Source organism: Stenotrophomonas sp. JC08, from assembly GCF_052180205.1.
GTDB lineage: Bacteria > Pseudomonadota > Gammaproteobacteria > Xanthomonadales > Xanthomonadaceae > Stenotrophomonas.
This window is the reverse complement of sequence record NZ_CP197473.1, coordinates 634606-656792: the sequence shown is the minus strand read 5'-3', so window position 1 is coordinate 656792 and position 22187 is coordinate 634606. Positions and strand designations below refer to the sequence as shown.

The window sequence follows — 22187 nt, the reverse complement described above, 5'->3', positions numbered from 1 at the left end:
CATTCCTCAGGCGTCGAGCGCCTCACCGCTGGAGCGGAACACACGCAGTTTGCGTCCATCCTCCAGCACCTTGAAGCCAACGCGCTCGCCCTTGCCGGTAGCCGGGTTCAGGACATTCACGTTGGAGATATGGATCGAAGCTTCACGCTCGACCACGCCGCCGGCGATGCCCGCCTGCGGGTTCGGCTTGGTGTGGCGCTTGACGATGTTCACGTTGGCGACGACCACGCGGTCGCCGTCGACGCGGACGACTTCGCCCTGCTTGCCCTTGTCCTTGCCGGTGTTGACGACGACCTGATCGCCCTTCTTGATACGGTTAGCCATGATTATCTCCTGGCGCTCACAGAACTTCGGGAGCGAGCGAGACGATCTTCATGAACTTCTCAGTACGAAGTTCACGGGTCACCGGCCCGAAGATGCGGGTGCCGATCGGCTCTTGCTTGCTGTTCAGCAGGACAGCGGCGTTGCCGTCGAAACGGATCAGCGAACCGTCGGCGCGACGCACACCCTTGCGGGTACGCACCACGACGGCGTCATACACTTCACCCTTCTTGACCTTGCCGCGCGGGATCGCATCCTTCACGGTGACCTTGATGATGTCACCGATGTGTGCGTAACGGCGCTTCGAGCCGCCCAACACCTTGATGCACATCACTTCCTTGGCACCGGAGTTGTCAGCGACGTCGAGGTAGCTCTGCATCTGAATCATGATTCAGGCTCCTTATTTCGCTGCGCGGGTGATGATTTCCACCACACGCCAGTTCTTGGTCTTGGACAGCGGAGCAATCTCGGTCACGCGCACGAAATCACCTTCATTGCAGGTGTTTTCGGCGTCGTGTGCGTGCAGCTTGGTCGAGCGCTTGATGTACTTGCCGTACAGGGCGTGCTTGACCTGGCGCTCCACCAACACGGTGACCGTCTTGTCCATCTTGTTGCTGACGACACGGCCTTCGACCGTGCGCAGCGTCTTGCTTGCGTTGTTTTCGCTCATAGCAGCCATCCTTACTTCGTGCTGCCGATCAGGTGCTTGACGCGAGCGATCTCGCGGCGCACCCGGCGGGTTTCGTGGGTCTTCGGCAGCTGGCCGGTGGCAGCCTGCATGCGGAGCGAGAACTGCTCCTTGCGCAGATCCACCAGGTGGGCCTTCAGTTCGTCAGCCGACTTTTCGCGGAGTTGTTTGATGTCCATCAGCGCACCGTCCGGGTCACGAAAGTGGTGGTGACCGAGAGCTTGGCAGCGGCCAGGCGGAACGCCTCACGTGCCACTTCCTCGGAAACACCCTCGATTTCATAGATCATGCGGCCGGGCTGGATCTGTGCGACCCAGTATTCCACCGCACCCTTACCGGAACCCATACGTACTTCGATGGGCTTCTTGGTGATCGGCTTGTCCGGGAAAACGCGGATCCACATCTTGCCGCCGCGCTTGACGTAGCGGCTGATCGAGCGGCGGGCCGCTTCGATCTGGCGCGCGGTCAGCTGACCGTGTGCGGTTGCCTTCAGGCCGTACTCGCCGAAGCTGACAGCATTGGCGCTCCAGCTCAGGCCGTCATTGCGGCCCTTGTGTACCTTGCGGTATTTGGTTCGCTTGGGTTGCAACATTGCCGTTACCTCGCTTCACGAGCCGGACGCTGACGGTCACCGCGGTCGCCGCGATCATTGCGATCGTTGCGCGGGCTGTCGTCCTGCTTTTCCTGGCCAACCTGGGAGAAATCGAAGACCTCGCCCTTGTAGATCCAGACCTTGATGCCGATGATGCCGTAGGTGGTGCTGGCCTCAGCGAAACCGTAGTCGATGTCAGCGCGCAGGGTGTGCAGCGGCACGCGGCCTTCGCGGTACCACTCCGAACGGGCGATTTCAGCACCGTTCAAGCGGCCACCGACGTTGACCTTGATGCCCAGGGCACCCAGACGCATCGCGTTGCCGACCGAGCGCTTCATCGCGCGGCGGAACATGATGCGACGCTCCAGCTGCTGCGCGATCGACTCGGCAACCAGCTGTGCGTCCAGCTCCGGCTTGCGCACTTCGGTGACGTTGATGTGCGCCGGAACGCCCATCATCTCGCTCACTTCCTTGCGCAGCTTCTCGATGTCCTCACCACGCTTGCCGATCACCACGCCCGGGCGGGCGGTGTGGATCGTCACGCGCGCGGTCTTGGCCGGACGCTCGATCAGGATCTTGCTGATGCCGGCCTGTGCCAGCTTCTTGCGCAGCATTTCGCGCACTTTCAGGTCGGCTGCCAGGTAACCAGCGAACTCGGCCTTGTTGGCGTACCACTTGGAATTCCAGTCCTTGGAAATACCCAGGCGGATACCAACCGGATGAACTTTATGACCCATGGTCTTTTCCTTTCCGCTTACTTGCCGGCGCCCACAACCACAGTGATGTGGCTGGTGCGCTTGAGGATGCGGGTACCGCGGCCTTTCGCCCGCGCCATGAAACGCTTCAGGGTCGGACCTTCATCAACCATGATGGTCTTGACCTTCAGCTCGTCGACGTCAGCGCCCTGGTTGTTCTCGGCATTGGCAATAGCCGACTCCACCACCTTCTTGATCAGGTGGGCAGCCTTCTTGTCCGAGAACTTCAGCAGGTTGACCGCACGCTCGGCCGGCAGACCGCGCACCTGGTCAGCGACCAGACGAGCCTTCTGCGCAGAGATGCGCGCGGAGCGCAGGATTGCTTTCGCTTCCATTGTCATCTCTCCTTACCTGCCCGACTTCTTGTCGCCACCGTGACCCTTGAAGGTCCGGGTGACGGCAAATTCGCCGAGCTTGTGGCCGACCATGTTCTCGTTGACCAGCACCGGAACGTGGTTCTTGCCGTTGTGAACGGCGATGGTGACCCCGACCATTTCCGGCAGGATCATGGAACGGCGCGACCAGGTTTTGATCGGCTTCTTGCTGCCCGCAGCGGCCTCCACCTTCTTGACGAGGTGGTGATCGACGAACGGGCCCTTCTTGAGTGAACGTGCCATGGTCGATTAGCCCCTACGATCGCGGACGATGAACTGCTGAGTGCGCTTGTTATGGCGCGTCTTGTAACCCTTGGTCGGCACGCCCCACGGGGTGACCGGATGCGGATTACCCTGGCCGGCCTTGGCTTCACCACCACCGTGCGGGTGATCCACCGGGTTCATGGCGGCACCGCGGACGGTCGGCTTGATGCCGAGCCAACGCTTGGCACCGGCCTTGCCGAGCTTCTGCAGGTTGTGCTCGTCGTTGCCGACTTCACCGATGGTGGCACGGCACTCGACCGGCACCTTGCGCATTTCACCCGAGCGCAGGCGCAGGGTGGCGTAAAGGCCTTCACGAGCGACCAGCTGCACGGCGGCACCGGCGGCACGGGCGATCTGGGCGCCCTTGCCCGGCTTCAGCTCGATCCCGTGGATGGTGGTACCCACCGGGATGTTGCGCAGCGGCAGGGTGTTGCCGGTCTTGATCGGGGCGTGAGCACCCGAGATGACCTGGTCACCTGCCTTCAGGCCCTTCGGGGCGATGATGTAGCGACGCTCGCCGTCGACATAGCACAGCAGGGCGATATGGGCGGTGCGGTTCGGATCGTATTCGATACGTTCCACGCGCGCCGGAATACCTTCCTTGTTGCGCTTGAAGTCGATCAGACGGTAGTGCTGCTTGTGACCACCGCCCATGTGACGGGTGGTGATGCGACCGTGGTGGTTACGACCACCGGACTTGCTCTGCGGCTCCACCAACGCTGCGTGCGGTGCGCCCTTGTGCAGATCGGGCGTGACCACGCGCACGGCCGAACGACGGCCTGCGGAGGTGGGCTTGAATTTCATCAATGGCATGGGATGTACCTCAGGCCTTGGCCGTTACATCGATGGACTGGCCATCGGCCAGACGCACGTACGCCTTGCGCCAATCGCCGCGACGGCCAACACGATTACGGAAGGACTTGCTCTTGCCCTTGACGTTGACCACGTTGACGGCCTCGACCTTGACGTCGAACAGCTGCTCAACCGCGGCCTTTACATCGGCCTTGGTGGCTTCGTTCGAAACTTCGAAGACGTACTGGTTGGAAAGTTCCTGCAGGCGCGCGGTCTTTTCGGAGACTCGCGGAGCGCGCAGCACGCTGAAGATTTTTTCGTTGCTGCTCATGCCAGCCACTCCTCGACCTTCTTGACCGCGTCAGCGGTGATGACGACCGTGTCGGCACCGACCAGCGACACCGGGTCCAGGCCCTGCACGTCACGCACCTGCACATAAGGCAGATTGCGGGCCGACAGGTACAGGTGCTCGGAAGCCTCTTCGGTGACGATCAGCGGACGCTTGCCCGCTTCCAGGCCGGCCAGCTTGCCCACAAGTGCCTTGGTGCTGGTCGCTTCGACATCAAACGACTCAACGATGGTCAGGCGACCCTGGCGGTTCAGCTCGGACAGGATCGCGCACATGGCGGCACGGTACTGCTTGCGGTTGACCTTCTGGTCGAACGAACGCGGCTTGGCTGCGAACGTCACGCCACCGCCGACGAAGATCGGAGCCGTCAGCGCGCCATGACGCGCACCGCCGCCCTTCTGCTTCTTCGACTTCTTGGTCGTGCCGGACACTTCCGAACGCGTCTTCTGAGCCTTGGTACCGGCGCGAGCGGCGTTGCGATAGGCGACGACGACCTGGTGGACCAGATCTTCGCTGAAATCGCGACCGAACACGGCTTCGGAGACCGAGACCTTGTTATTGCTACCCGTGATAACGAGTTCCATCGTCATCTCTCCTTATGCCTTGCTCGCCGGACGCACGATCACGTCACCACCGGCTGCGCCAGGCACGGCGCCGCGAATGGCGATCAGACCACGCTCGACGTCGACCTTGACCACTTCCAGGTTCTGCGTGCTCTGCTGCACAGCACCCATGTGGCCGGACATCTTCTTGCCCGGGAAAACGCGACCCGGGGTCTGGCGCTGGCCCAGCGAACCCGGCGCGCGATGCGACAGCGAGTTACCGTGGGTTGCATCGCCCATGCTGAAGTTGTGGCGCTTGATGGTGCCCTGGAAGCCCTTGCCCTTGGTGACACCTTGGACGTCGACCTTCTGGCCGACCTCGAAGATGTCCGCCTTGATTTCACCACCGACGGCGAAATCGCCGACCTGGGCGTCTTCAACGCGGAACTCCCACAGACCACGACCGGCTTCGACCTTCGCCTTGGCGAAGTGACCGGCTTCCGGCTTGTTGACCAGTGCAGCGCGACGGGCGCCGACGGTCACCTGCACGGCGCTGTAGCCGTCGGTTTCGACGGTCTTGACCTGCGCGATGCGGTTCGGGGTTGCTTCAATCAGGGTCACCGGGATGGACTGGCCATTTTCGGTGAAAACGCGGCTCATGCCGGCCTTGCGGCCCACGAAGCCCAACGAATATTTCTTCGTCATGGTCGTAGTCCTCAGGTCAACTTGATCTGCACGTCGACGCCGGCGGCCAGTTCGAGCTTCATCAGCGCGTCCACGGTCTTGTCGTTCGGGTCAACGATGTCAAGCACGCGCTTGTGCGTGCGGGTCTCGTACTGGTCACGCGCGTCCTTGTCGACGTGCGGGGAGACGAGAATGGTGTAACGCTCGATCTTGGTCGGCAGCGGGATTGGGCCACGCACTTGCGCGCCGGTCCGCTTTGCCGTTTCAACGATCTCGCTGGCCGAACGGTCGATCAAACGATGATCGAACGCCTTCAACCGAATCCGGATCTTTTGGTCCGCCATGACGGTGTTCCTATAGGTCTAAAGAGCGACAGGTACGGCCCCTGTGTGTGCCGAACCCCATGAAAACGACAAAAAGCGCCGAAGCACTGCTCGTCGCGCGAATCCCTTCATACAAGGAAGGCGGCCCGGTTTCCCGGCCCGCCCCAGACACAAACAAACGCGCAACACCTCCCCGGCATTGCCGGGGTGGCCCACGCGACCTGTCCTTAGTCTGGCGAATACGAGGCGCTTCCTGCTCCTCTTTTCGCTGGCTGCGAAGATGCGTGATACACCACCTTCGCGAGTGGTCGTGCATTCTGTCAGTTATTCCAGTCCGCCGCAAGCCCCCAGCCCTGTCAAAGCAATGCCTTCAGCCAGGAGACAGGCAGATCCTCCGCGCAGCGGGCGTCCGGATGGCACGTGAATCCGCCAGCTGTCCGCCACAACTGCAGACTCCACATTTCCCCGGCGATCCTGCGGCTTCTTTCGCACAGCAGGATCCCGGACGAAGAAAGGCGACCCGCAGGCCGCCTTTCTTCCACGCCACCCGTAACGGGCAGGTGTTGTTACTTGGTGATCTTGGAGACCACGCCGGCGCCGACGGTACGACCACCTTCGCGGATCGCGAAGCGCAGACCTTCGTCCATGGCCACCGGGTTGATCAGGGTGACCGCCATCTTCACGTTGTCACCCGGCATCACCATTTCCACACCTTCCGGCAGCTCGCAAGCGCCGGTGATGTCGGTGGTACGGAAGTAGAACTGCGGACGGTAGCCCTTGAAGAACGGGGTGTGACGGCCACCTTCGTCCTTCGACAGCACGTACACTTCGGCGTCGAACTGGGTGTGCGGGGTGATCGAACCCGGCTTGGCCAGAACCTGGCCGCGCTCGACGTCGTCACGCTTGGTGCCGCGCAGCAGCAGACCGGCGTTGTCACCTGCCTGACCCTGGTCCAGCAGCTTGCGGAACATTTCCACGCCGGTGACGGTGGTCTTGGTGGTCGGACGGATACCGACGATTTCGATTTCGTCGCCCACCTTGATGATGCCGCGCTCGATACGACCGGTCACCACGGTGCCGCGGCCCGAGATCGAGAACACGTCTTCCACCGGCATCAGGAACGGCTTGTCGACGTCACGCTCCGGGGTCGGGATCCACGCGTCCAGCGCGTCCACCAGCTTCAGGATGGCCGGCACGCCGATTTCGCTCTGGTCGCCTTCCAGCGCCAGACGGGCCGAGCCCGACACGATCGGGGTGTCATCGCCCGGGAAGTCGTACTTGGACAGCAGCTCGCGCACTTCCATTTCGACCAGTTCCAGCAGCTCGGCATCGTCCACCATGTCGGCCTTGTTCAGGAACACGACGATGTACGGCACGCCGACCTGGCGCGACAGCAGGATGTGCTCGCGGGTCTGCGGCATCGGGCCGTCAGCGGCCGAGCACACCAGGATCGCGCCGTCCATCTGCGCGGCACCGGTGATCATGTTCTTGACGTAGTCGGCGTGACCCGGGCAGTCCACGTGGGCGTAGTGGCGGGTTTCCGATTCGTACTCGACGTGCGAGGTCGAAATCGTGATGCCACGGGCCTTTTCTTCCGGCGCCTTGTCGATGGCGTCGTAGGCGTGGAATTCACCACCGAAACGCTCGGCGCCGATCTTGGTCAGCGCGGCGGTCAGCGTGGTCTTGCCATGGTCGACGTGGCCGATGGTGCCGACGTTGACGTGCGGCTTGGTGCGCTCAAACTTACCTTTGGACATTTGCTTATCCCTTGTTTATCTGAAATTTGGATACAGAGGCCGAGTCCAGGACTCAGCCCTTCTTGATGACGGTGTCGGCGATGTTGTTCGGCGCCGGCTCGTAATGGTCGAATTCCATCGTGAAGGTCGCGCGACCCTGGGTCTGCGAACGCAGCGCGGTGGCGTAACCGAACATCTCGCCCAGCGGGATCATCGCATTGATGATGCTGGCCGAGCCATCACCGGTGGTGCCCGAACCCTGCAGCACGCCACGGCGGCGGCTCACGTCGCCCATCACGTCACCCTGGTAATCCTCCGGGGTCACGATCTCGACCTTCATGATCGGCTCCAGCAGCACCGGCTTGGCCTTGGCGAAGCCCTGCTTGAAGGCCATCGACGAGGCGAGCTTGAACGCCATTTCCGAGGAGTCGACGTCATGGTACGAGCCGAACACCAGCTTGACCTTGACATCCACCACCGGGAAGCCGGCCAGCGGACCGCTGGTGATGGTTTCGCGCAGGCCCTTTTCCACGGAAGGAATGAATTCCTTCGGGATCACGCCGCCGGTGATTTCGTTCAGGAACAGGAAATCGTCCTTGATCAGCGGAGCGATCTTCGGATCGGCACGGTCCGCGTCGGTGATCGGCGACAGCTCGATCACGACGTGGCCGTACTGGCCCTTACCACCGGACTGCTTGGCATGCTTGTAGTCGGACTTGACGTCGGCGGCCTGGATGGTTTCGCGGTAAGCCACCTGCGGCTTGCCGACGTTCGCGTCCACACTGAACTCGCGACGCAGACGGTCGACGATGATGTCCAGATGCAGCTCGCCCATGCCCGAGATGATCGTCTGGCCGGACTCTTCATCGGTCTTGACGCGGAACGACGGATCTTCCTGCGCCAGACGGCCCAGCGCCAGACCCATCTTTTCCTGGTCGGACTTGGTCTTCGGCTCCACCGCCATCGAGATCACCGGCTCCGGGAACACCATGCGCTCCAGGATGATCGGCGCATCGATGGCACACAGGGTGTCACCGGTGGTGGTGTCCTTCAGGCCCACGGCGGCAGCGATGTCGCCGGCCAGAACTTCCTTGATTTCCTCGCGGTTGTTCGAGTGCATCTGCAGGATGCGGCCGATGCGCTCCTTCTTGCCCTTGACCGAGTTCAGCACGGTGTCACCACCGTTCAGAACGCCGGAGTAGACGCGGAAGAAGGTCAGCGCGCCGACGAACGGGTCGGTGATGATCTTGAACGCCAGTGACGAGAACGGCGCGCTGTCGTCCGACTTGCGGGTCAGCTCCTTGCTCTCGTCGTTGACGTCCACGCCCTTCATGTCGGGCACGTCCACCGGCGACGGCAGCAGCTGGATCACGCCGTCGAGCATGGCCTGCACGCCCTTGTTCTTGAACGCCGAGCCGCAGTACATCGGCACGATCTCGGTGGCCAGCGTACGGATACGCAGCGCCTCGATGATCTCCGCCTCGGCCAGCTCTTCGCCGCCCAGGTACTTTTCCATCAGCTCTTCGCTGGCTTCGGCCGCCGTCTCGATCATGAAGGTGCGGGCTTCTTCAGCCTGCGCCAGCATATCGGCCGGAACCTCGCCGTATTCGAACTTCATGCCCTGGGAAGCTTCATCCCAGTAGATGGCCTTCATCTTGACCAGGTCGACCACGCCCTTGAAGCCTTCCTCGGCGCCGATCGGCAGCTGCATCGGCACGGCGACAGCGCTGAGCTTGGCGCGCAGCTGGTCACGGACCTTCAGGAAGTTGGCACCGGTACGGTCCATCTTGTTGACGAACGCGATGCGCGGCACGTGGTACTTGTTGGCCTGGCGCCACACGGTTTCCGACTGCGGCTGCACGCCACCGACGGCACACAGCACGAACACCGCGCCGTCGAGCACGCGCAGCGAACGCTCGACTTCAATGGTGAAGTCGACGTGCCCGGGGGTGTCGATGATGTTGAAGCGGTGTTCCGGCAGGGACTTGTCCATGCCATTCCAGAACGCGGTGGTGGCAGCGGACTGGATCGTGATGCCACGTTCCTGCTCCTGCTCCATCCAGTCCATGGTGGCCGAGCCATCGTGCGTCTCGCCCAGCTTGTGGTTCTTGCCGGTGTAGAACAGGATACGTTCGGACGTGGTGGTCTTGCCGGCATCGATGTGGGCCATGATGCCGAAGTTGCGGTAACGCTCGATGGGTGTAGTGCGGGCCACGGGGAGCCTCTCGATTTCTTGGAATTCGGATGGCCGAATGCCGCCTTGCGGCGGCCTTCGGGTTGAAGCAGCGCTCAAAGCGCTACAGTCGGCACGAGCAGGTGCCGAGGGCCCCGTTTCCAGGGCCCTTCAAACTCACCAGCGGTAGTGAGCGAAGGCCTTGTTCGCTTCCGCCATGCGGTGGGTTTCTTCACGCTTCTTGATGGCGCCGCCACGGTTTTCCGCAGCGTCCAGCAGTTCGGCGGCCAGCTTGCGCGGCATGCTGTTCTCGCCACGCTTGCGCGCCGACTCGATCAGCCAGCGCATCGCCAGCGCCATCTTGCGCGAGGCGCGCACTTCGACCGGCACCTGGTAGGTGGCACCACCCACGCGGCGCGACTTCACTTCGACACCCGGAGCGACGTTGTCCAGTGCCTTCTGCACCAGCTCAACGGCATTCGGGTTCTTTTCACCGATCACGTCCATGGCGCCATAGACAATCTTTTCGGCGATCGACTTCTTGCCGCTCAGCATCACCATGTTGATGAAACGGGCGATGGTCTCGCTTCCGTGCTTCGGATCCGGCAGGACAGCGCGCTGCGGCGTATTACCTTTACGGGACATGTCTTACTCCTTATGCCTTCGGACGCTTGGCGCCGTACTTGGAACGGGCCTGGCGACGCTTGGCAACGCCAGCAGCGTCGAGCGAACCGCGCACGGTGTGGTAACGCACACCCGGCAGATCCTTGACGCGGCCACCACGGATCAGGACCACGGAGTGCTCCTGCAGGTTATGGCCTTCACCGCCGATGTAGCTGATGACCTCTTCCTGGTTCGTCAGGCGCACCTTGGCGACCTTGCGCAGGGCCGAGTTCGGCTTCTTCGGGGTGGTGGTGTAGACACGGGTGCAGACGCCACGGCGCTGCGGGCATTTTTCGAGCGCCGGCGAGGCACTCTGGTAGGTGGTCGCTTGCCGCGGCTTGCGGACCAGCTGGTTGATCGTCGCCATCAGTAGGTTCTTCTGATTGGGGCCGTAAAAAACGGCCAGAGATGCGGAAAATGTAAAGCAGGCCCAAATTTTAGGCCTGCTGAGACAGACGATTGTAGCAACCTGTCAAGTAGGCAGTCAAACACCCGCTTTCCAGGCCAGCCCTGATCCGGGGCTGTTACAGGGGGAGCCTCCATGCCTCCCGTACCGGTTCCGGAACTGCTGGACCCGGGGGACCAGCAGTTCCTTCTCCTATCTTACTCCTCCCCGCCCGCAGCCTGCTCGACTTCGGGTGAGGAAACCTCCACTTCGGGAGCCGCCGTACCGGCCAGGGTCTCGATTTCCGACTCGGTCAGGCCGGAGGCGCCGCGACGGCGCTTGGTGTGGTACGCAAGGCCGGTACCCGCCGGGATCAGGCGGCCGACGATGACGTTTTCCTTCAAACCACGCAGGTTGTCCGAGGTGCCGCGCACGGCCGCTTCGGTCAGCACGCGGGTGGTCTCCTGGAACGAGGCCGCCGAGATGAACGACTCGGTCGCCAGCGAGGCCTTGGTGATGCCCAGCAGCACCGGGTCGAAGCGCGCCGGCAGTTCGTTGCGGGCAACCAGCCTGGCGTTCTCCTCGATGACGCGCTGGCGCTCGGCCTGCTCGCCATTGAGGAACTTGCTGCTGCCCTGGTCGACGATCTCGACCTTGCGCAGCATCTGGCGCGAGATCACTTCGATGTGCTTGTCGTTGATCTTCACGCCCTGCAGGCGGTACACGTCCTGGATTTCCTTGACCAGGTAGCGCGCCAGCTCTTCCACGCCCTTCAGGCGCAGGATGTCCTGCGGGCTCGGCTCGCCGTCCACCACGGTTTCACCGCGGGTCACGTGTTCACCTTCGAACACGATGATCTGGCGGTACTTCGGAATCAGCTCTTCGTGCTCGGAACCATCGGTGTCCTTGATGATCAGGCGCTGCTTGCCCTTGGTGTCCTTGCCGAAGCTGATGATACCCGAACGTTCGGCCAGGATCGCCGGATCCTTCGGCTTGCGGGCTTCGAACAGGTCGGCAACGCGCGGCAGACCACCGGTGATGTCACGGGTCTTGGACGCTTCCTGCGGGATCTTGGCAACCACGTCGCCCACACCTACCGGCGCGCCATCCTGCAGGTTGACGATCGAGCGCGGCGGCAGCAGGTACTGTGCCGGCAGGTCGGTACCCGGGATGGTCAGGTCATTGCCCTTGCCATCGACGATGCGCACCAGCGGACGCAGATCCTTGGCCTGAGAGCCACGACGCTTCGGATCGGTGATTTCGCGCGAGGCCAGGCCGGTCAGCTCGTCGGTCTTCTCGATGACGGTGACGCCGTCGATGAAGTCGATGAAGCGGATGAAACCTGCCACTTCCGACACGATCGGGTGGTTATGCGGGTCCCACGTGGCCACGGTCTGGCCAGCCTTGACCTCGGCAAGATCCTTGACCGAGATGTTGGCACCGTAAGGCAGCTTGTAGCGCTCGCGCTCGCGGCCATGCGGATCGAGCACGGAGATTTCACCCGAACGCGAGACCGCCACCAGATTGCCGTTGGCGTGCTCGACATGCTTGAGGTTGTTGAACTTCACCGAGCCGGTGGTCTTGATGGTGATGTTGTCCACCGCCGCCGCACGCGAAGCCGCACCACCGATGTGGAACGTACGCATGGTCAGCTGGGTACCCGGCTCACCGATCGACTGGGCGGCGATGACGCCCACCGCTTCACCGATGTTGACGATGTGGCCACGGGCCAGATCGCGGCCGTAGCAGCGACCGCAGACACCGAACGCCGATTCACAGGTGATCGTCGAGCGTACCTTGATCGACTGCACGCCGGCTTCTTCCAGCTTGTTCACCCACTGCTCGTCGAGCAGGGTGTTGCGGGTCACGATCGGATCCTCGTCGTTGCCCGGCAGGAACACGTCCTCGGCCACGACACGACCCAGCACGCGGTCCTTCAACGGCTCCACGACGTCGCCGCCTTCCACGATCGGGGTCATGGTCAGGCCTTCGACGGTGCCGCAGTCGACTTCGGTGATCACCACGTCCTGCGCCACGTCGACCAGACGACGGGTCAGGTAACCGGAGTTCGCGGTCTTCAGCGCGGTATCGGCCAGACCCTTACGGGCACCGTGGGTGGAGTTGAAGTACTCCTGCACGTTCAGGCCTTCACGGAAGTTCGCCTTGATGGGCGTCTCGATGATCGAGCCGTCCGGACGCGCCATCAGGCCACGCATACCGGCCAGCTGACGGATCTGGGCCTGCGAACCACGCGCACCGGAGTCGGCCATGATGTACAGCGAGTTCATCGACTTCTGGTCGACGGTCTTGCCTTCGGCATCTTCGACCTTCTCGGTACCGATGGTTTCCATCATCGCCTTGGCGATACGCTCGTTGGTGCGCGACCAGATGTCGACCACCTTGTTGTAGCGCTCGCCGGCAGTGACCAGACCGGACTGGTACTGCTCCTGGATTTCCAGCACTTCGGCTTCGGCTTCGCCGAGGATGCCCTTCTTCTCGTCCGGGATCAGCATGTCGTCGATACCGATCGACACGCCGGCGCGGGTGGCGTAGGCATAGCCGGTGTACATCAGCTTGTCGGCGAACACCACGGTGTCCTTCAGACCCAGCAGGCGGTAGGACTGGTTGATCAGACGCGAGATGTTCTTCTTGGTCATCTCGGTGTTGCACAGCTCGAACGGCAGGCCCTCGGGCATGATCTCGCTGAGCAGCGCACGGCCGACGGTCGTGTCCTGGATCGAGGTCGTCTTGACCTTGTTGCCTTCCTCGTCGCGACCGATGTGGGTGATGCGCACCTTGATGCGGGCATGCAGGTCCACCAGACGGCTGTCGTAGGCGCGCTTCACCTCGTCGGTGTTGGCGAACACCATGCCCTCGCCGCGCTTGTTCACCAGCGAGCGGCTCATGTAGTACAGGCCCAGCACCACGTCCTGCGACGGCACGATGATCGGCTCGCCGTTGGCCGGCGACAGGATGTTGTTGGTGGACATCATCAGCGCACGCGCTTCCAGCTGGGCTTCCAGCGAGAGCGGCACGTGCACGGCCATCTGGTCACCGTCGAAGTCGGCGTTGAACGCGGTACACACCAGCGGATGCAGCTGGATGGCCTTGCCTTCGATCAGCAGCGGCTCGAACGCCTGGATGCCCAGACGGTGCAGGGTCGGCGCACGGTTCAGCAGCACCGGATGCTCGCGGATGACTTCTTCCAGGATGTCCCAGACTTCGCCTTCTTCGCGCTCGACCAGCTTCTTGGCGGCCTTGATGGTGGTAGCCAGGCCACGACGCTGCAGCTTGGCGAACACGAACGGCTTGAACAGCTCCAGCGCCATCTTCTTCGGCAGGCCGCACTGGTGCAGCTTCAGGTACGGACCGACGGTGATCACCGAGCGGCCCGAGTAGTCCACTCGCTTGCCGAGCAGGTTCTGGCGGAAGCGGCCCTGCTTGCCCTTGATCATGTCGGCCAGCGACTTGAGCGGACGCTTGTTGGTGCCGGTGATGGCACGGCCGCGGCGGCCGTTGTCCAGCAGCGCGTCAACCGATTCCTGCAGCATGCGCTTTTCGTTGCGCACGATGATGTCCGGCGCGCTCAGTTCCAGCAGGCGGCGCAGACGGTTGTTGCGGTTGATGACGCGGCGGTACAGGTCGTTCAGGTCGGAGGTCGCGAAGCGGCCACCGTCCAGCGGCACCAGCGGACGCAGGTCCGGCGGCAGCACCGGCAGCACGGTCATCACCATCCACTCCGGACGGTTGCCCGACTCGAGGAAGGCTTCGACCAGCTTGATGCGCTTGGTCAGGCGCTTGAGCTTGGTTTCCGAACCGGTGCTGGCGATTTCCTCGCGCAGGCGGACCATTTCGGCCTGCAGGTCGATGGTGCGCAGCAGTTCGAACACGGCCTCGGCGCCCATGGCGGCGTCGAAATCGTCACCGTGCTCCTGGCGGGCCTGCAGGTACTGTTCTTCGGTCAGCAGCTGACGGCGCTCCAGCGTGGTCAGACCCGGCTCGGTCACCACGTAGGCTTCGAAGTACAGCACGCGCTCGATGTCGCGCAGGGTCATGTCCAGCATCAGGCCGATGCGCGACGGCAGCGACTTCAGGAACCAGATGTGGGCGACCGGCGAGGCCAGGTCGATGTGGCCCATGCGCTCACGACGCACCTTGGCCAGGGTCACTTCGGTGCCGCACTTCTCGCACACGACGCCGCGGTGCTTCATGCGCTTGTACTTGCCGCACAGGCACTCGTAGTCCTTCACCGGTCCGAAGATGGCGGCGCAGAACAGGCCGTCACGTTCCGGCTTGAAGGTGCGGTAGTTGATGGTTTCCGGCTTCTTCACTTCGCCGAAGGACCACGAACGGATCAGGTCCGGCGAGGCCAGCGCGATCTTGATCGCGTCGAAGTCCAGCGTCTGGCGCTGCTGGTTGAAGAGGTTGAGCAGGTCTTTCATGGTGTTCTCCGAAAGGAGGAAATCTTTGTCGATGGGCGGTCGGTCACTGGCGGCGGCGCTGCTGCATCAGCTGCAGCAGCGCCTGCGCGGTCAGTTGTCTTCCAGTTCCATGTTGATGGCCAGCGAGCGGATTTCCTTCACCAGTACGTTGAAGGATTCCGGCATGCCCGCGACCATCTCGTGCTCACCGTCGACGATGTTCTTGTACATCTGGTTGCGGCCCTGCACGTCGTCGGACTTCACCGTCAGCATTTCCTGCAGGGTGTAGGCCGCGCCGTAGGCTTCCAGCGCCCAGACTTCCATCTCACCGAAGCGCTGGCCGCCGAACTGCGCCTTGCCGCCCAGCGGCTGCTGGGTGACGAGCGAGTACGGGCCGGTCGAACGGGCGTGCATCTTGTCGTCGACCAGGTGGTTCAGCTTCAGGTAGTGCATGTAGCCGACGGTGGTCAGGCGGTCGAACGCCTCACCGGTACGGCCATCGTGCAGCTGCATCTGCGTCTTGCTGGCGTTGAAGCCGAGCAGCTCGGTGTCCTTGTCGCCATCCGGGTATGCCAGGTTCAGCATTTCGCGGATTTCGTCCTCGTGGGCACCGTCGAACACCGGGGTGGCCATCGGCACGCCGCCGGTCAGGTTCTTGGCCAGACCGATCAGCTCTTCATCGCTGAACTGCGACAGGTCGACACGATCACCGGACAGCTTGCTGTCGTGGTTGTAGATCTTGCCGAGGAACTCGCGCAGCTCGCTGACCGCACGCTGCTGCTCCAGCATCTTCTGGATGCGCTTGCCCAGGCCCTTGGCGGCCCAGCCCAGATGCACTTCCAGAATCTGGCCGATGTTCATACGCGACGGCACGCCCAGCGGGTTCAGGCAGATGTCCACCGACGTACCGTCGGCCATGTACGGCATGTCCTCGACCGGCACCACGTTGGAGACCACGCCCTTGTTGCCGTGACGGCCAGCCATCTTGTCGCCCGGCTGGATGCGGCGCTTCACGGCCAGGAACACCTTGACCATCTTCAGCACGCCCGGTGCCAGATCGTCGCCCTGGGTGATCTTGCCGCGCTTGTCGGCGAAGCGGCGCTCGAATTCCTTCTCGTGCGCTTCGATCTGCTTCTGCGCGCGCTCGATGGCCTCGGCAGCGTCCTCGTCCTTCATGCGCAGGGTGAACCAGTCGGACTTCTTCAGTCCGTCCAGGAACGCATCGCTGATGGTCTCGCCCTTCTTCAGGCCGGCACCACCGTTGGCGACCTTGCCGACGATCTGCGAACGCAGACGCGCATAGATGGCCGCTTCCAGGATGCGGAACTGGTCGTCGAAGTCCTTCTTGACGCGCTTGATTTCCGACTCTTCGATCTGGCGCGCACGCTTGTCCTTCTCGATGCCGTCGCGGGTGAAGACCTGCACGTCGATGACGGTGCCGTCCATGCCCGGCGGCACGCGCAGCGAGCTGTCCTTCACGTCGGAGGCCTTCTCACCGAAGATCGCGCGCAGCAGCTTCTCTTCCGGGGTCAGCTGGCTCTCGCCCTTCGGCGTGACCTTGCCGACCAGGATGTCGCCGGCACGTACTTCGGCGCCGATGTAGACCACGCCGGATTCGTCCAGACGGTTCAGCGCCTGCTCGGACACGTTCGGGATGTCGGCGGAGATTTCCTCCGGCCCCAGCTTGGTGTCACGCGCAACGCAGGTCAGCTCCTCGATGTGGATCGTGGTGTAGCGATCCTCTTCCACCACGCGCTCGGAGAGCAGGATGGAGTCCTCGAAGTTGTAGCCGTTCCACGGCATGAACGCGATCAGCATGTTCTGGCCCAGCGCCAGCTCACCGATATCGGTGGACGGACCATCGGCCAGCACGTCGCCACGCGCGATCACGTCACCCACGTTCACCAGCGGACGCTGGTTGATGCAGGTGTTCTGGTTCGAACGGGTGTACTTGATCAGGTTGTAGATATCCACGCCGGCGTCGGCGGCGTCGGTGATCTCCTCCTCGTTGACCTTGACCACGATGCGGCCGGCGTCGATCTGCACGATCTCGCCGCCACGACGGGCGTTCACAGTCACACCGGAGTCACGTGCCACCGCGCGCTCGATACCGGTGCCCACCAGCGGCTTTTCGGCACGCAGGGTCGGCACGGCCTGGCGCTGCATGTTGGCGCCCATCAGTGCACGGTTGGCGTCATCGTGCTCCAGGAACGGCACCAGCGCCGCGGCGACCGACACGGTCTGCATCGGCGACACGTCCATGAAGTGCACTTCATGCGGCGGCTTGAGCAGCGACTCGCCCTGGAAGCGGCACGGCACGAAGGTTTCGGTGAGCATGTTGTCGGCATCGGTCAGGGCGTTGGCCTGGGCGATGACGTACTCGTTCTCTTCGATGGCCGACAGGTACTCGACCTCGTCGCCGACCTTGCCGTCCACGACCTTGCGGTACGGGGTTTCCAGGAAGCCGTACTCGTTGGTGCGCGCGTACACGGCCAGCGAGTTGATCAGGCCGATGTTCGGGCCTTCCGGGGTTTCGATGGTGCAGACGCGGCCGTAATGGGTCGGGTGCACGTCGCGCACCTCGAAGCCGGCACGTTCGCGGGTCAGACCGCCCGGCCCCAGCGCGGAGACGCGGCGCTTGTGCGTCACTTCCGACAGCGGGTTGTTCTGGTCCATGAACTGCGACAGCTGCGAGGAGCCGAAGAATTCCTTGATGGCGGCGGCGACCGGCTTGGCGTTGATCAGCTCCTGCGGGGTCAGGCCTTCGGATTCGGCCATCGACAGGCGCTCCTTGACCGCGCGCTCGACGCGGACCAGGCCCACGCGGAACACGTTCTCGGCCATTTCACCGACCGAACGTACACGGCGGTTGCCCAGGTGGTCGATGTCATCGACCATGCCGCGGCCGTTGCGGATCTCGGTCAGCACCTTGATCACGTCGAGGATGTCCGAACCCTCGCCATGCGCGGCGACCAGACGCTTGGACTCCTCGTCGTTGCGCTCGCCGAAGTACTTGTTGTCGTACAGCACCGACTCGCCGGTGACTTCCTTGCGGCCGACACGGCGGTTGAACTTCATGCGGCCGACCGTGGACAGGTCGTAGCGCTCGAAGGTGAAGAACAGGTTGTGGAACAGGTTCTGCGCGGCGTCCTTGGTCGGCGGCTCGCCCGGACGCATCATGCGGTAGATCTCGACCAGAGCTTCCAGCTGGGTCTTGGTCGGGTCGATGCGCAGGGTGTTGGACAGGTACGGACCACGGTCCAGGTCGTTCACCCACAGGGTGCCGACCGCGTCCACGCCGGCCTTGCGGAAGTTCTGCAGCTGCTCGTCGGTGATCTCGTCGTTGGCCTGGGCCAGCAGCTCGCCGGTGTTGGCATCGACCACGTCGTGCGACAGGATGCGGCCGACCAGGTAGTCGTCCGGCACCGCCAGCGCGGCAATGCCCGAAGCCTGCAGCTGCTTGATGTGACGGGCGGTGATGCGCTTGCCGGCTTCGACGATCACGTTGTCGCCGTCAGCCAGGTCGAAGCCCAGGGTTTCACCACGCAGGCGCTCGGGCACCAGCTCCAGCTGCACGCCTTCGTCCGGATTGATGTGGAAGGTGTTGATCTCGAAGAACTCGGCCAGCATCTCTTCGTTGCTGTAGCCGAGCGCGCGCAGCAGGATCGACACCGGCAGCTTGCGGCGGCGGTCGATACGGGTGAACAGCGCATCCTTCGGGTCGAACTCGAAGTCCAGCCAGGAGCCGCGGTAAGGAATGATGCGGGCGCTGTACAGCAGCTTGCCCGAGCTGTGGGTCTTGCCACGGTCATGGTCGAAGAACACGCCCGGCGAACGGTGCAGCTGCGACACGATGACGCGCTCGGTACCGTTGACGATGAAGGTGCCGTTGTCGGTCATCAACGGGATTTCGCCCAGATAGACCTCCTGCTCCTTCACATACTTGATCGCCTTGGTGGACGACTCGCGGTCGTAGATGACCAGGCGCACGGTCACGCGCAGCGGCGCGCCGTAGCTCATGCCACGCTGGCGGCATTCGCGCTCGTCAAACACCGGATCGCCCAGCTTGTAACCGACATATTCCAGCGCGGCATTGCCGCTGTAGCTGGAGATCGGGAACACCGACTTCAGCGCAGCGTGCAGGCCATGTTCCGAACGCTTGGCCGGATCAACGTTTTCCTGCAGGAATTCGCGGTAAGAATCGACCTGGATGGCAAGCAGGAACGGCACTTCGAGAATCGAGCGCTGCTTGCCGAAATCCTTGCGGATCCGCTTTTTTTCGGTATACGAATAGGACGTCATGGGGTCTTCCACCTTGTTGTGCGGGCCGTGCGTCCACGACCCGAAGGAAACTTCTAAATTGTCAGTTGGAAGTCGCTGGTATTGCCGGCACCAGCACGCCTTCTCCTGCTACTTCCAACTGCCAACTCACCTGGAACTCGGAGTTGGGCTTGGCCAGCGCGCAGGATCGTGAACGACCGCTCGCCAGGCATACCGCACCGCAGGCTACCTGCGGCTTGAAACGACCAAAGGCCGGGGGTTTACACCCCCAGCCTTGGCTGCATCGCCGTGAATCGATGACGATGCAAGGGAAGGAATTACTTCAGCTCGACGGTTGCGCCGGCAGCTTCCAGGTCCTTCTTGAACTTCTCGGCGTCTTCCTTCGAAGCGCCTTCCTTCACGACGCCACCGGCTTCGGCCAGATCCTTCGCTTCCTTCAGGCCCAGGCCGGTGATGGCACGGACGGCCTTAATCACTTCGACCTTCTTGGCGCCGGCATCCTTCAGGATGACGTTGAATTCGGTCTGCTCTTCAACCACAGCAGCCGGGCCAGCAGCGGCAACGGCAACCGGAGCAGCGGCGGAAACGCCGAACTTCTCTTCGATGGCCTTGACCAGCTCCATCACTTCCATCAGGGACTTTTCGGCGATTGCGTCGACGATCTGATCGTTGGTAAGGGACATTTTGATTACCTTTTGAAAATATTCTGGATTGAGGTTCCGTACGGAACCACGGAGACGTCGAACTCAGGCGGTTTCAGCAGCCGGCTCGGCAGCTTCTGCAGCTGCGCCACCTTCCTGCTTTTCACCGACAGCCTTGACGGCGCGCGCGAACATGGTGACCGGCTCGGTCAGGACGCGGGCCAGCATGGCCAGGGCCTGATCACGGGTCGGCAGCGATGCCAGCACGTCAACGTGGCCAGCCGGGAACAGTTCCCCGCCGATTGCCACGACTTTCGCCTTCAGCTTGTCATTGCCCTTGGCGGCATCCTTGATCAGGCGACCGGCTGCGCCGGGCTCCTCGAGCGAAAACGCATACAGCAGCGGACCAACCAGCTGGTCCTGGGCGCATGCGAAATCGGTGCCATCAACGGCACGTGCGGCCAGCGTGTTCTTGACAACTTTCAAGAAAACACCGGTTTCACGCGCCTGCTTGCGCATCGCGGTCATCTGGGCGACCGTGGTGCCAGCGTATTCGGCTGCGATCAAGGAGTGGGCCTTGGCGGCGACGTCTGCCAGCTCGGCGACTACTTCTTGCTTCTGGGACAGATTGAGAGCCATTGCACTCCTCCTAGTTTGAACTCCGCTTACGGCTCCTGCCGTGTGCGGTCCTGGACGGCATCTTTCCTGGACGCCGGGAGCATCGGGACGATGCTCCGGTGGTGGCCGTTCTAGACCTGGAGTGGGCCAACCCGGGTTACCCCAGACGTGCGTTAAACCAGAAAACTCCAGAAGGGCGTCACCATCTACGCAGGGTGATCCGGGACGGATCGATTAAGCGCTCCCGCTATGCCGGCGGCGACTCCTTGCCAGATCGAGCGTCCTGCCCGTCGCCGGTATGCGCTGACCGCGCCTGCGGTCTTTGACGGCTGACCGTCCCGGACAAGCCGGCACGGCGCCTTCAAAATGACGGGCACGATACCGGAGGTACCGCGCCCGCTTGAAACAGTTACTTCAGGATCAGCGTCGACTGGTCGACAGTGACACCCGGGCCCATCGTCGAGCTGACCGATACCTTCTGCAGGTAGGTGCCCTTCGAGGTGGCCGGCTTGGCCTTGATCAGATCGACCAGCAGCGCCTGCAGGTTGGACTGCAGCGCTTCATTGTCGAAGCTGGCCTTGCCGATGGTGCAGTGGATGATGCCGGCCTTGTCGGTGCGGTAGCGCACCTGGCCCGACTTGGCATTCTTCACCGCTTCGCCCGGATTGGCCGACACGGTGCCGACCTTCGGGTTCGGCATCAGGCCACGCGGACCCAGCACGGTGCCCAGCTTGCCCACGACGCGCATCGCGTCCGGGGTCGCAATGACCACGTCATAGTTCAGATCACCGGCCTGCATCTTCTCGGCCAGATCGTCCATACCGACGGCTTCGGCGCCAGCGGCCAGGGCTTCATCAGCCTTGGCACCGGCCGGGGCGAACACCGCCACGCGCACCGACTTACCGGTACCGGCCGGCAGCACGGTCGAACCGCGCACCTGCTGGTCGGACTTCCTGGCATCCACGCCCAGACGCACAGCCACGTCGATCGACTCGACGAACTTGGCCTTGGTGGCGGTCTTCAGGATATTGATCGCTTCCTGGAAGGCGTACGCCTTGCCCGGAACGACGGCGGCCTTGATGGCCTTCTCACGCTTGGTCTGTGCCATCAGATTAACCCTCTACCACCAGGCCCATGGAACGGGCGGAGCCCGCGATCGTACGCACGGCGGCGTCCAGGTCAGCAGCCGTCAGATCCGGCTCCTTCGCCTTGCAGATTTCTTCCAGCTGCGCACGCGTGACCTTGCCCACCTTCTCGGTGTTCGGCTTCTTCGAGCCCGAAGAGATGCCGGCAGCCTTCTTCAGCAGCACGGTGGCCGGGGTGCTCTTGGTGATGAAGGTGAAGGTACGGTCCGAATAGGCCGTGATGATGACCGGCACCGGCAGACCCGGCTCCAGCTTCTGCGTGGCGGCATTGAATGCCTTGCAGAATTCCATGATGTTCAGGCCGCGCTGACCCAGCGCAGGACCGACCGGCGGCGAGGGGTTGGCCTGACCGGCCTTCACCTGCAGCTTGATGTAACCGACAACTTTCTTTGCCATTAGAGTGCTCTCCGGGTGCTAGCGCCTTGCGACAACAGGCTCCC

At 62.9% G+C, this 22187-nt stretch carries 23 protein-coding genes; all 23 read right to left on the bottom strand.

Annotated features, from left to right (window positions below):
- Nucleotides 1–6: 6 nt before the first annotated feature.
- Nucleotides 7–324, bottom strand: coding sequence for a 50S ribosomal protein L24 (gene rplX, locus ACSBPQ_RS02945; RefSeq protein ID WP_442683589.1), 318 nt, complete (start codon nt 322–324; stop codon nt 7–9).
- Between the two features lie 16 nt (nt 325–340).
- Nucleotides 341–709 (bottom strand): 50S ribosomal protein L14, encoded by a 369-nt coding sequence (gene rplN, locus ACSBPQ_RS02940; protein ID WP_442683588.1) that lies wholly within the window; start codon nt 707–709, stop codon nt 341–343.
- A gap of 12 nt (nt 710–721) precedes the next feature.
- Nucleotides 722–991: a 30S ribosomal protein S17 gene (gene rpsQ, locus ACSBPQ_RS02935; protein WP_054657206.1), complete on the bottom strand. Its 270-nt coding sequence runs from the start codon at nt 989–991 to the stop codon at nt 722–724.
- An 11-nt stretch (nt 992–1002) separates the two neighbouring features.
- On the bottom strand, nt 1003–1188 hold the full coding sequence (gene rpmC / locus ACSBPQ_RS02930; protein WP_055767495.1) for a 50S ribosomal protein L29: 186 nt from the start codon (nt 1186–1188) through the stop codon (nt 1003–1005).
- Nucleotides 1188–1601, bottom strand: a complete 414-nt coding sequence (gene rplP, locus ACSBPQ_RS02925; protein WP_442683587.1) for a 50S ribosomal protein L16 — start codon at nt 1599–1601, stop codon at nt 1188–1190. The genes rpmC and rplP overlap by 1 nt, the downstream gene beginning before the upstream one ends.
- Nucleotides 1602–1606: 5 nt before the next feature.
- A complete protein-coding gene (rpsC, locus tag ACSBPQ_RS02920) occupies nt 1607–2338 on the bottom strand; it encodes a 30S ribosomal protein S3 (RefSeq protein ID WP_442683586.1) in 732 nt (243 codons plus the stop codon).
- 17 nt (nt 2339–2355) lie between these two features.
- The gene (gene rplV, locus ACSBPQ_RS02915; RefSeq protein WP_054657198.1) at nt 2356–2691 is read right to left on the bottom strand and encodes a 50S ribosomal protein L22; all 336 of its coding nucleotides are present in this window, start codon (nt 2689–2691) and stop codon (nt 2356–2358) included.
- A gap of 12 nt (nt 2692–2703) precedes the next feature.
- On the bottom strand, nt 2704–2973 hold the full coding sequence (gene rpsS / locus ACSBPQ_RS02910; protein ID WP_442683585.1) for a 30S ribosomal protein S19: 270 nt from the start codon (nt 2971–2973) through the stop codon (nt 2704–2706).
- Nucleotides 2974–2979: 6 nt separating this feature from the next.
- Nucleotides 2980–3807, bottom strand: a complete 828-nt coding sequence (gene rplB / locus ACSBPQ_RS02905) for a 50S ribosomal protein L2 (RefSeq protein ID WP_442683584.1) — start codon at nt 3805–3807, stop codon at nt 2980–2982.
- 10 nt (nt 3808–3817) lie between these two features.
- Nucleotides 3818–4117: a 50S ribosomal protein L23 gene (gene rplW, locus ACSBPQ_RS02900; RefSeq protein WP_442683583.1), complete on the bottom strand. Its 300-nt coding sequence runs from the start codon at nt 4115–4117 to the stop codon at nt 3818–3820.
- Nucleotides 4114–4719 (bottom strand): 50S ribosomal protein L4, encoded by a 606-nt coding sequence (rplD, locus tag ACSBPQ_RS02895; protein WP_442683582.1) that lies wholly within the window; start codon nt 4717–4719, stop codon nt 4114–4116. The genes rplW and rplD overlap by 4 nt, the downstream gene beginning before the upstream one ends.
- Before the next feature lie 12 nt (nt 4720–4731).
- A complete protein-coding gene (rplC, locus tag ACSBPQ_RS02890; RefSeq protein ID WP_442683581.1) occupies nt 4732–5382 on the bottom strand; it encodes a 50S ribosomal protein L3 in 651 nt (216 codons plus the stop codon).
- Nucleotides 5383–5393: 11 nt separating this feature from the next.
- Nucleotides 5394–5705 carry a 30S ribosomal protein S10 gene (gene rpsJ, locus ACSBPQ_RS02885; protein WP_010341589.1) on the bottom strand — a complete coding sequence of 104 codons (312 nt, stop codon included), beginning with the start codon at nt 5703–5705 and terminating at the stop codon, nt 5394–5396.
- 545 nt (nt 5706–6250) lie between these two features.
- Nucleotides 6251–7441: an elongation factor Tu gene (gene tuf / locus ACSBPQ_RS02880; protein ID WP_442683580.1), complete on the bottom strand. Its 1191-nt coding sequence runs from the start codon at nt 7439–7441 to the stop codon at nt 6251–6253.
- A gap of 52 nt (nt 7442–7493) precedes the next feature.
- Nucleotides 7494–9635, bottom strand: a complete 2142-nt coding sequence (gene fusA / locus ACSBPQ_RS02875) for an elongation factor G (RefSeq protein ID WP_442683579.1) — start codon at nt 9633–9635, stop codon at nt 7494–7496.
- A 135-nt stretch (nt 9636–9770) separates the two neighbouring features.
- The gene (gene rpsG, locus ACSBPQ_RS02870; RefSeq protein ID WP_442683578.1) at nt 9771–10238 is read right to left on the bottom strand and encodes a 30S ribosomal protein S7; all 468 of its coding nucleotides are present in this window, start codon (nt 10236–10238) and stop codon (nt 9771–9773) included.
- 10 nt (nt 10239–10248) lie between these two features.
- Nucleotides 10249–10623, bottom strand: a complete 375-nt coding sequence (gene rpsL / locus ACSBPQ_RS02865; protein WP_442683577.1) for a 30S ribosomal protein S12 — start codon at nt 10621–10623, stop codon at nt 10249–10251.
- Between the two features lie 236 nt (nt 10624–10859).
- Nucleotides 10860–15083 carry a DNA-directed RNA polymerase subunit beta' gene (gene rpoC / locus ACSBPQ_RS02860; RefSeq protein ID WP_442683576.1) on the bottom strand — a complete coding sequence of 1408 codons (4224 nt, stop codon included), beginning with the start codon at nt 15081–15083 and terminating at the stop codon, nt 10860–10862.
- A 90-nt stretch (nt 15084–15173) separates the two neighbouring features.
- Nucleotides 15174–19364 carry a DNA-directed RNA polymerase subunit beta gene (gene rpoB, locus ACSBPQ_RS02855; RefSeq protein WP_442683575.1) on the bottom strand — a complete coding sequence of 1397 codons (4191 nt, stop codon included), beginning with the start codon at nt 19362–19364 and terminating at the stop codon, nt 15174–15176.
- 296 nt (nt 19365–19660) lie between these two features.
- Nucleotides 19661–20026, bottom strand: a complete 366-nt coding sequence (gene rplL, locus ACSBPQ_RS02850; protein WP_054657537.1) for a 50S ribosomal protein L7/L12 — start codon at nt 20024–20026, stop codon at nt 19661–19663.
- A gap of 63 nt (nt 20027–20089) precedes the next feature.
- Nucleotides 20090–20623 (bottom strand): 50S ribosomal protein L10, encoded by a 534-nt coding sequence (gene rplJ / locus ACSBPQ_RS02845; RefSeq protein WP_442683574.1) that lies wholly within the window; start codon nt 20621–20623, stop codon nt 20090–20092.
- A gap of 388 nt (nt 20624–21011) precedes the next feature.
- On the bottom strand, nt 21012–21710 hold the full coding sequence (rplA, locus tag ACSBPQ_RS02840; protein WP_442683573.1) for a 50S ribosomal protein L1: 699 nt from the start codon (nt 21708–21710) through the stop codon (nt 21012–21014).
- 4 nt (nt 21711–21714) lie between these two features.
- Nucleotides 21715–22143 (bottom strand): 50S ribosomal protein L11, encoded by a 429-nt coding sequence (gene rplK, locus ACSBPQ_RS02835; protein ID WP_442683572.1) that lies wholly within the window; start codon nt 22141–22143, stop codon nt 21715–21717.
- Between the last annotated feature and the right edge of the window lie 44 nt (nt 22144–22187).

Bases quoted from the DNA above. Each gene is read 5' to 3' on its own strand.
- rplX (WP_442683589.1), bottom strand. From the start codon at position 324: ATGGCTAACCGTATCAAGAAGGGCGATCAGGTCGTCGTCAACACCGGC.
- rplN (WP_442683588.1), bottom strand. From the start codon at position 709: ATGATTCAGATGCAGAGCTACCTCGACGTCGCTGACAACTCCGGTGCC.
- rpsQ (WP_054657206.1), bottom strand. From the start codon at position 991: ATGAGCGAAAACAACGCAAGCAAGACGCTGCGCACGGTCGAAGGCCGT.
- rpmC (WP_055767495.1), bottom strand. From the start codon at position 1,188: ATGGACATCAAACAACTCCGCGAAAAGTCGGCTGACGAACTGAAGGCC.
- rplP (WP_442683587.1), bottom strand. From the start codon at position 1,601: ATGTTGCAACCCAAGCGAACCAAATACCGCAAGGTACACAAGGGCCGC.
- rpsC (WP_442683586.1), bottom strand. From the start codon at position 2,338: ATGGGTCATAAAGTTCATCCGGTTGGTATCCGCCTGGGTATTTCCAAG.
- rplV (WP_054657198.1), bottom strand. From the start codon at position 2,691: ATGGAAGCGAAAGCAATCCTGCGCTCCGCGCGCATCTCTGCGCAGAAG.
- rpsS (WP_442683585.1), bottom strand. From the start codon at position 2,973: ATGGCACGTTCACTCAAGAAGGGCCCGTTCGTCGATCACCACCTCGTC.
- rplB (WP_442683584.1), bottom strand. From the start codon at position 3,807: ATGCCATTGATGAAATTCAAGCCCACCTCCGCAGGCCGTCGTTCGGCC.
- rplW (WP_442683583.1), bottom strand. From the start codon at position 4,117: ATGAGCAGCAACGAAAAAATCTTCAGCGTGCTGCGCGCTCCGCGAGTC.
- rplD (WP_442683582.1), bottom strand. From the start codon at position 4,719: ATGGAACTCGTTATCACGGGTAGCAATAACAAGGTCTCGGTCTCCGAA.
- rplC (WP_442683581.1), bottom strand. From the start codon at position 5,382: ATGACGAAGAAATATTCGTTGGGCTTCGTGGGCCGCAAGGCCGGCATG.
- rpsJ (WP_010341589.1), bottom strand. From the start codon at position 5,705: ATGGCGGACCAAAAGATCCGGATTCGGTTGAAGGCGTTCGATCATCGT.
- tuf (WP_442683580.1), bottom strand. From the start codon at position 7,441: ATGTCCAAAGGTAAGTTTGAGCGCACCAAGCCGCACGTCAACGTCGGC.
- rpsG (WP_442683578.1), bottom strand. From the start codon at position 10,238: ATGTCCCGTAAAGGTAATACGCCGCAGCGCGCTGTCCTGCCGGATCCG.
- rpsL (WP_442683577.1), bottom strand. From the start codon at position 10,623: ATGGCGACGATCAACCAGCTGGTCCGCAAGCCGCGGCAAGCGACCACC.
- rpoC (WP_442683576.1), bottom strand. From the start codon at position 15,083: ATGAAAGACCTGCTCAACCTCTTCAACCAGCAGCGCCAGACGCTGGAC.
- rpoB (WP_442683575.1), bottom strand. From the start codon at position 19,364: ATGACGTCCTATTCGTATACCGAAAAAAAGCGGATCCGCAAGGATTTC.
- rplL (WP_054657537.1), bottom strand. From the start codon at position 20,026: ATGTCCCTTACCAACGATCAGATCGTCGACGCAATCGCCGAAAAGTCC.
- rplJ (WP_442683574.1), bottom strand. From the start codon at position 20,623: ATGGCTCTCAATCTGTCCCAGAAGCAAGAAGTAGTCGCCGAGCTGGCA.
- rplA (WP_442683573.1), bottom strand. From the start codon at position 21,710: ATGGCACAGACCAAGCGTGAGAAGGCCATCAAGGCCGCCGTCGTTCCG.
- rplK (WP_442683572.1), bottom strand. From the start codon at position 22,143: ATGGCAAAGAAAGTTGTCGGTTACATCAAGCTGCAGGTGAAGGCCGGT.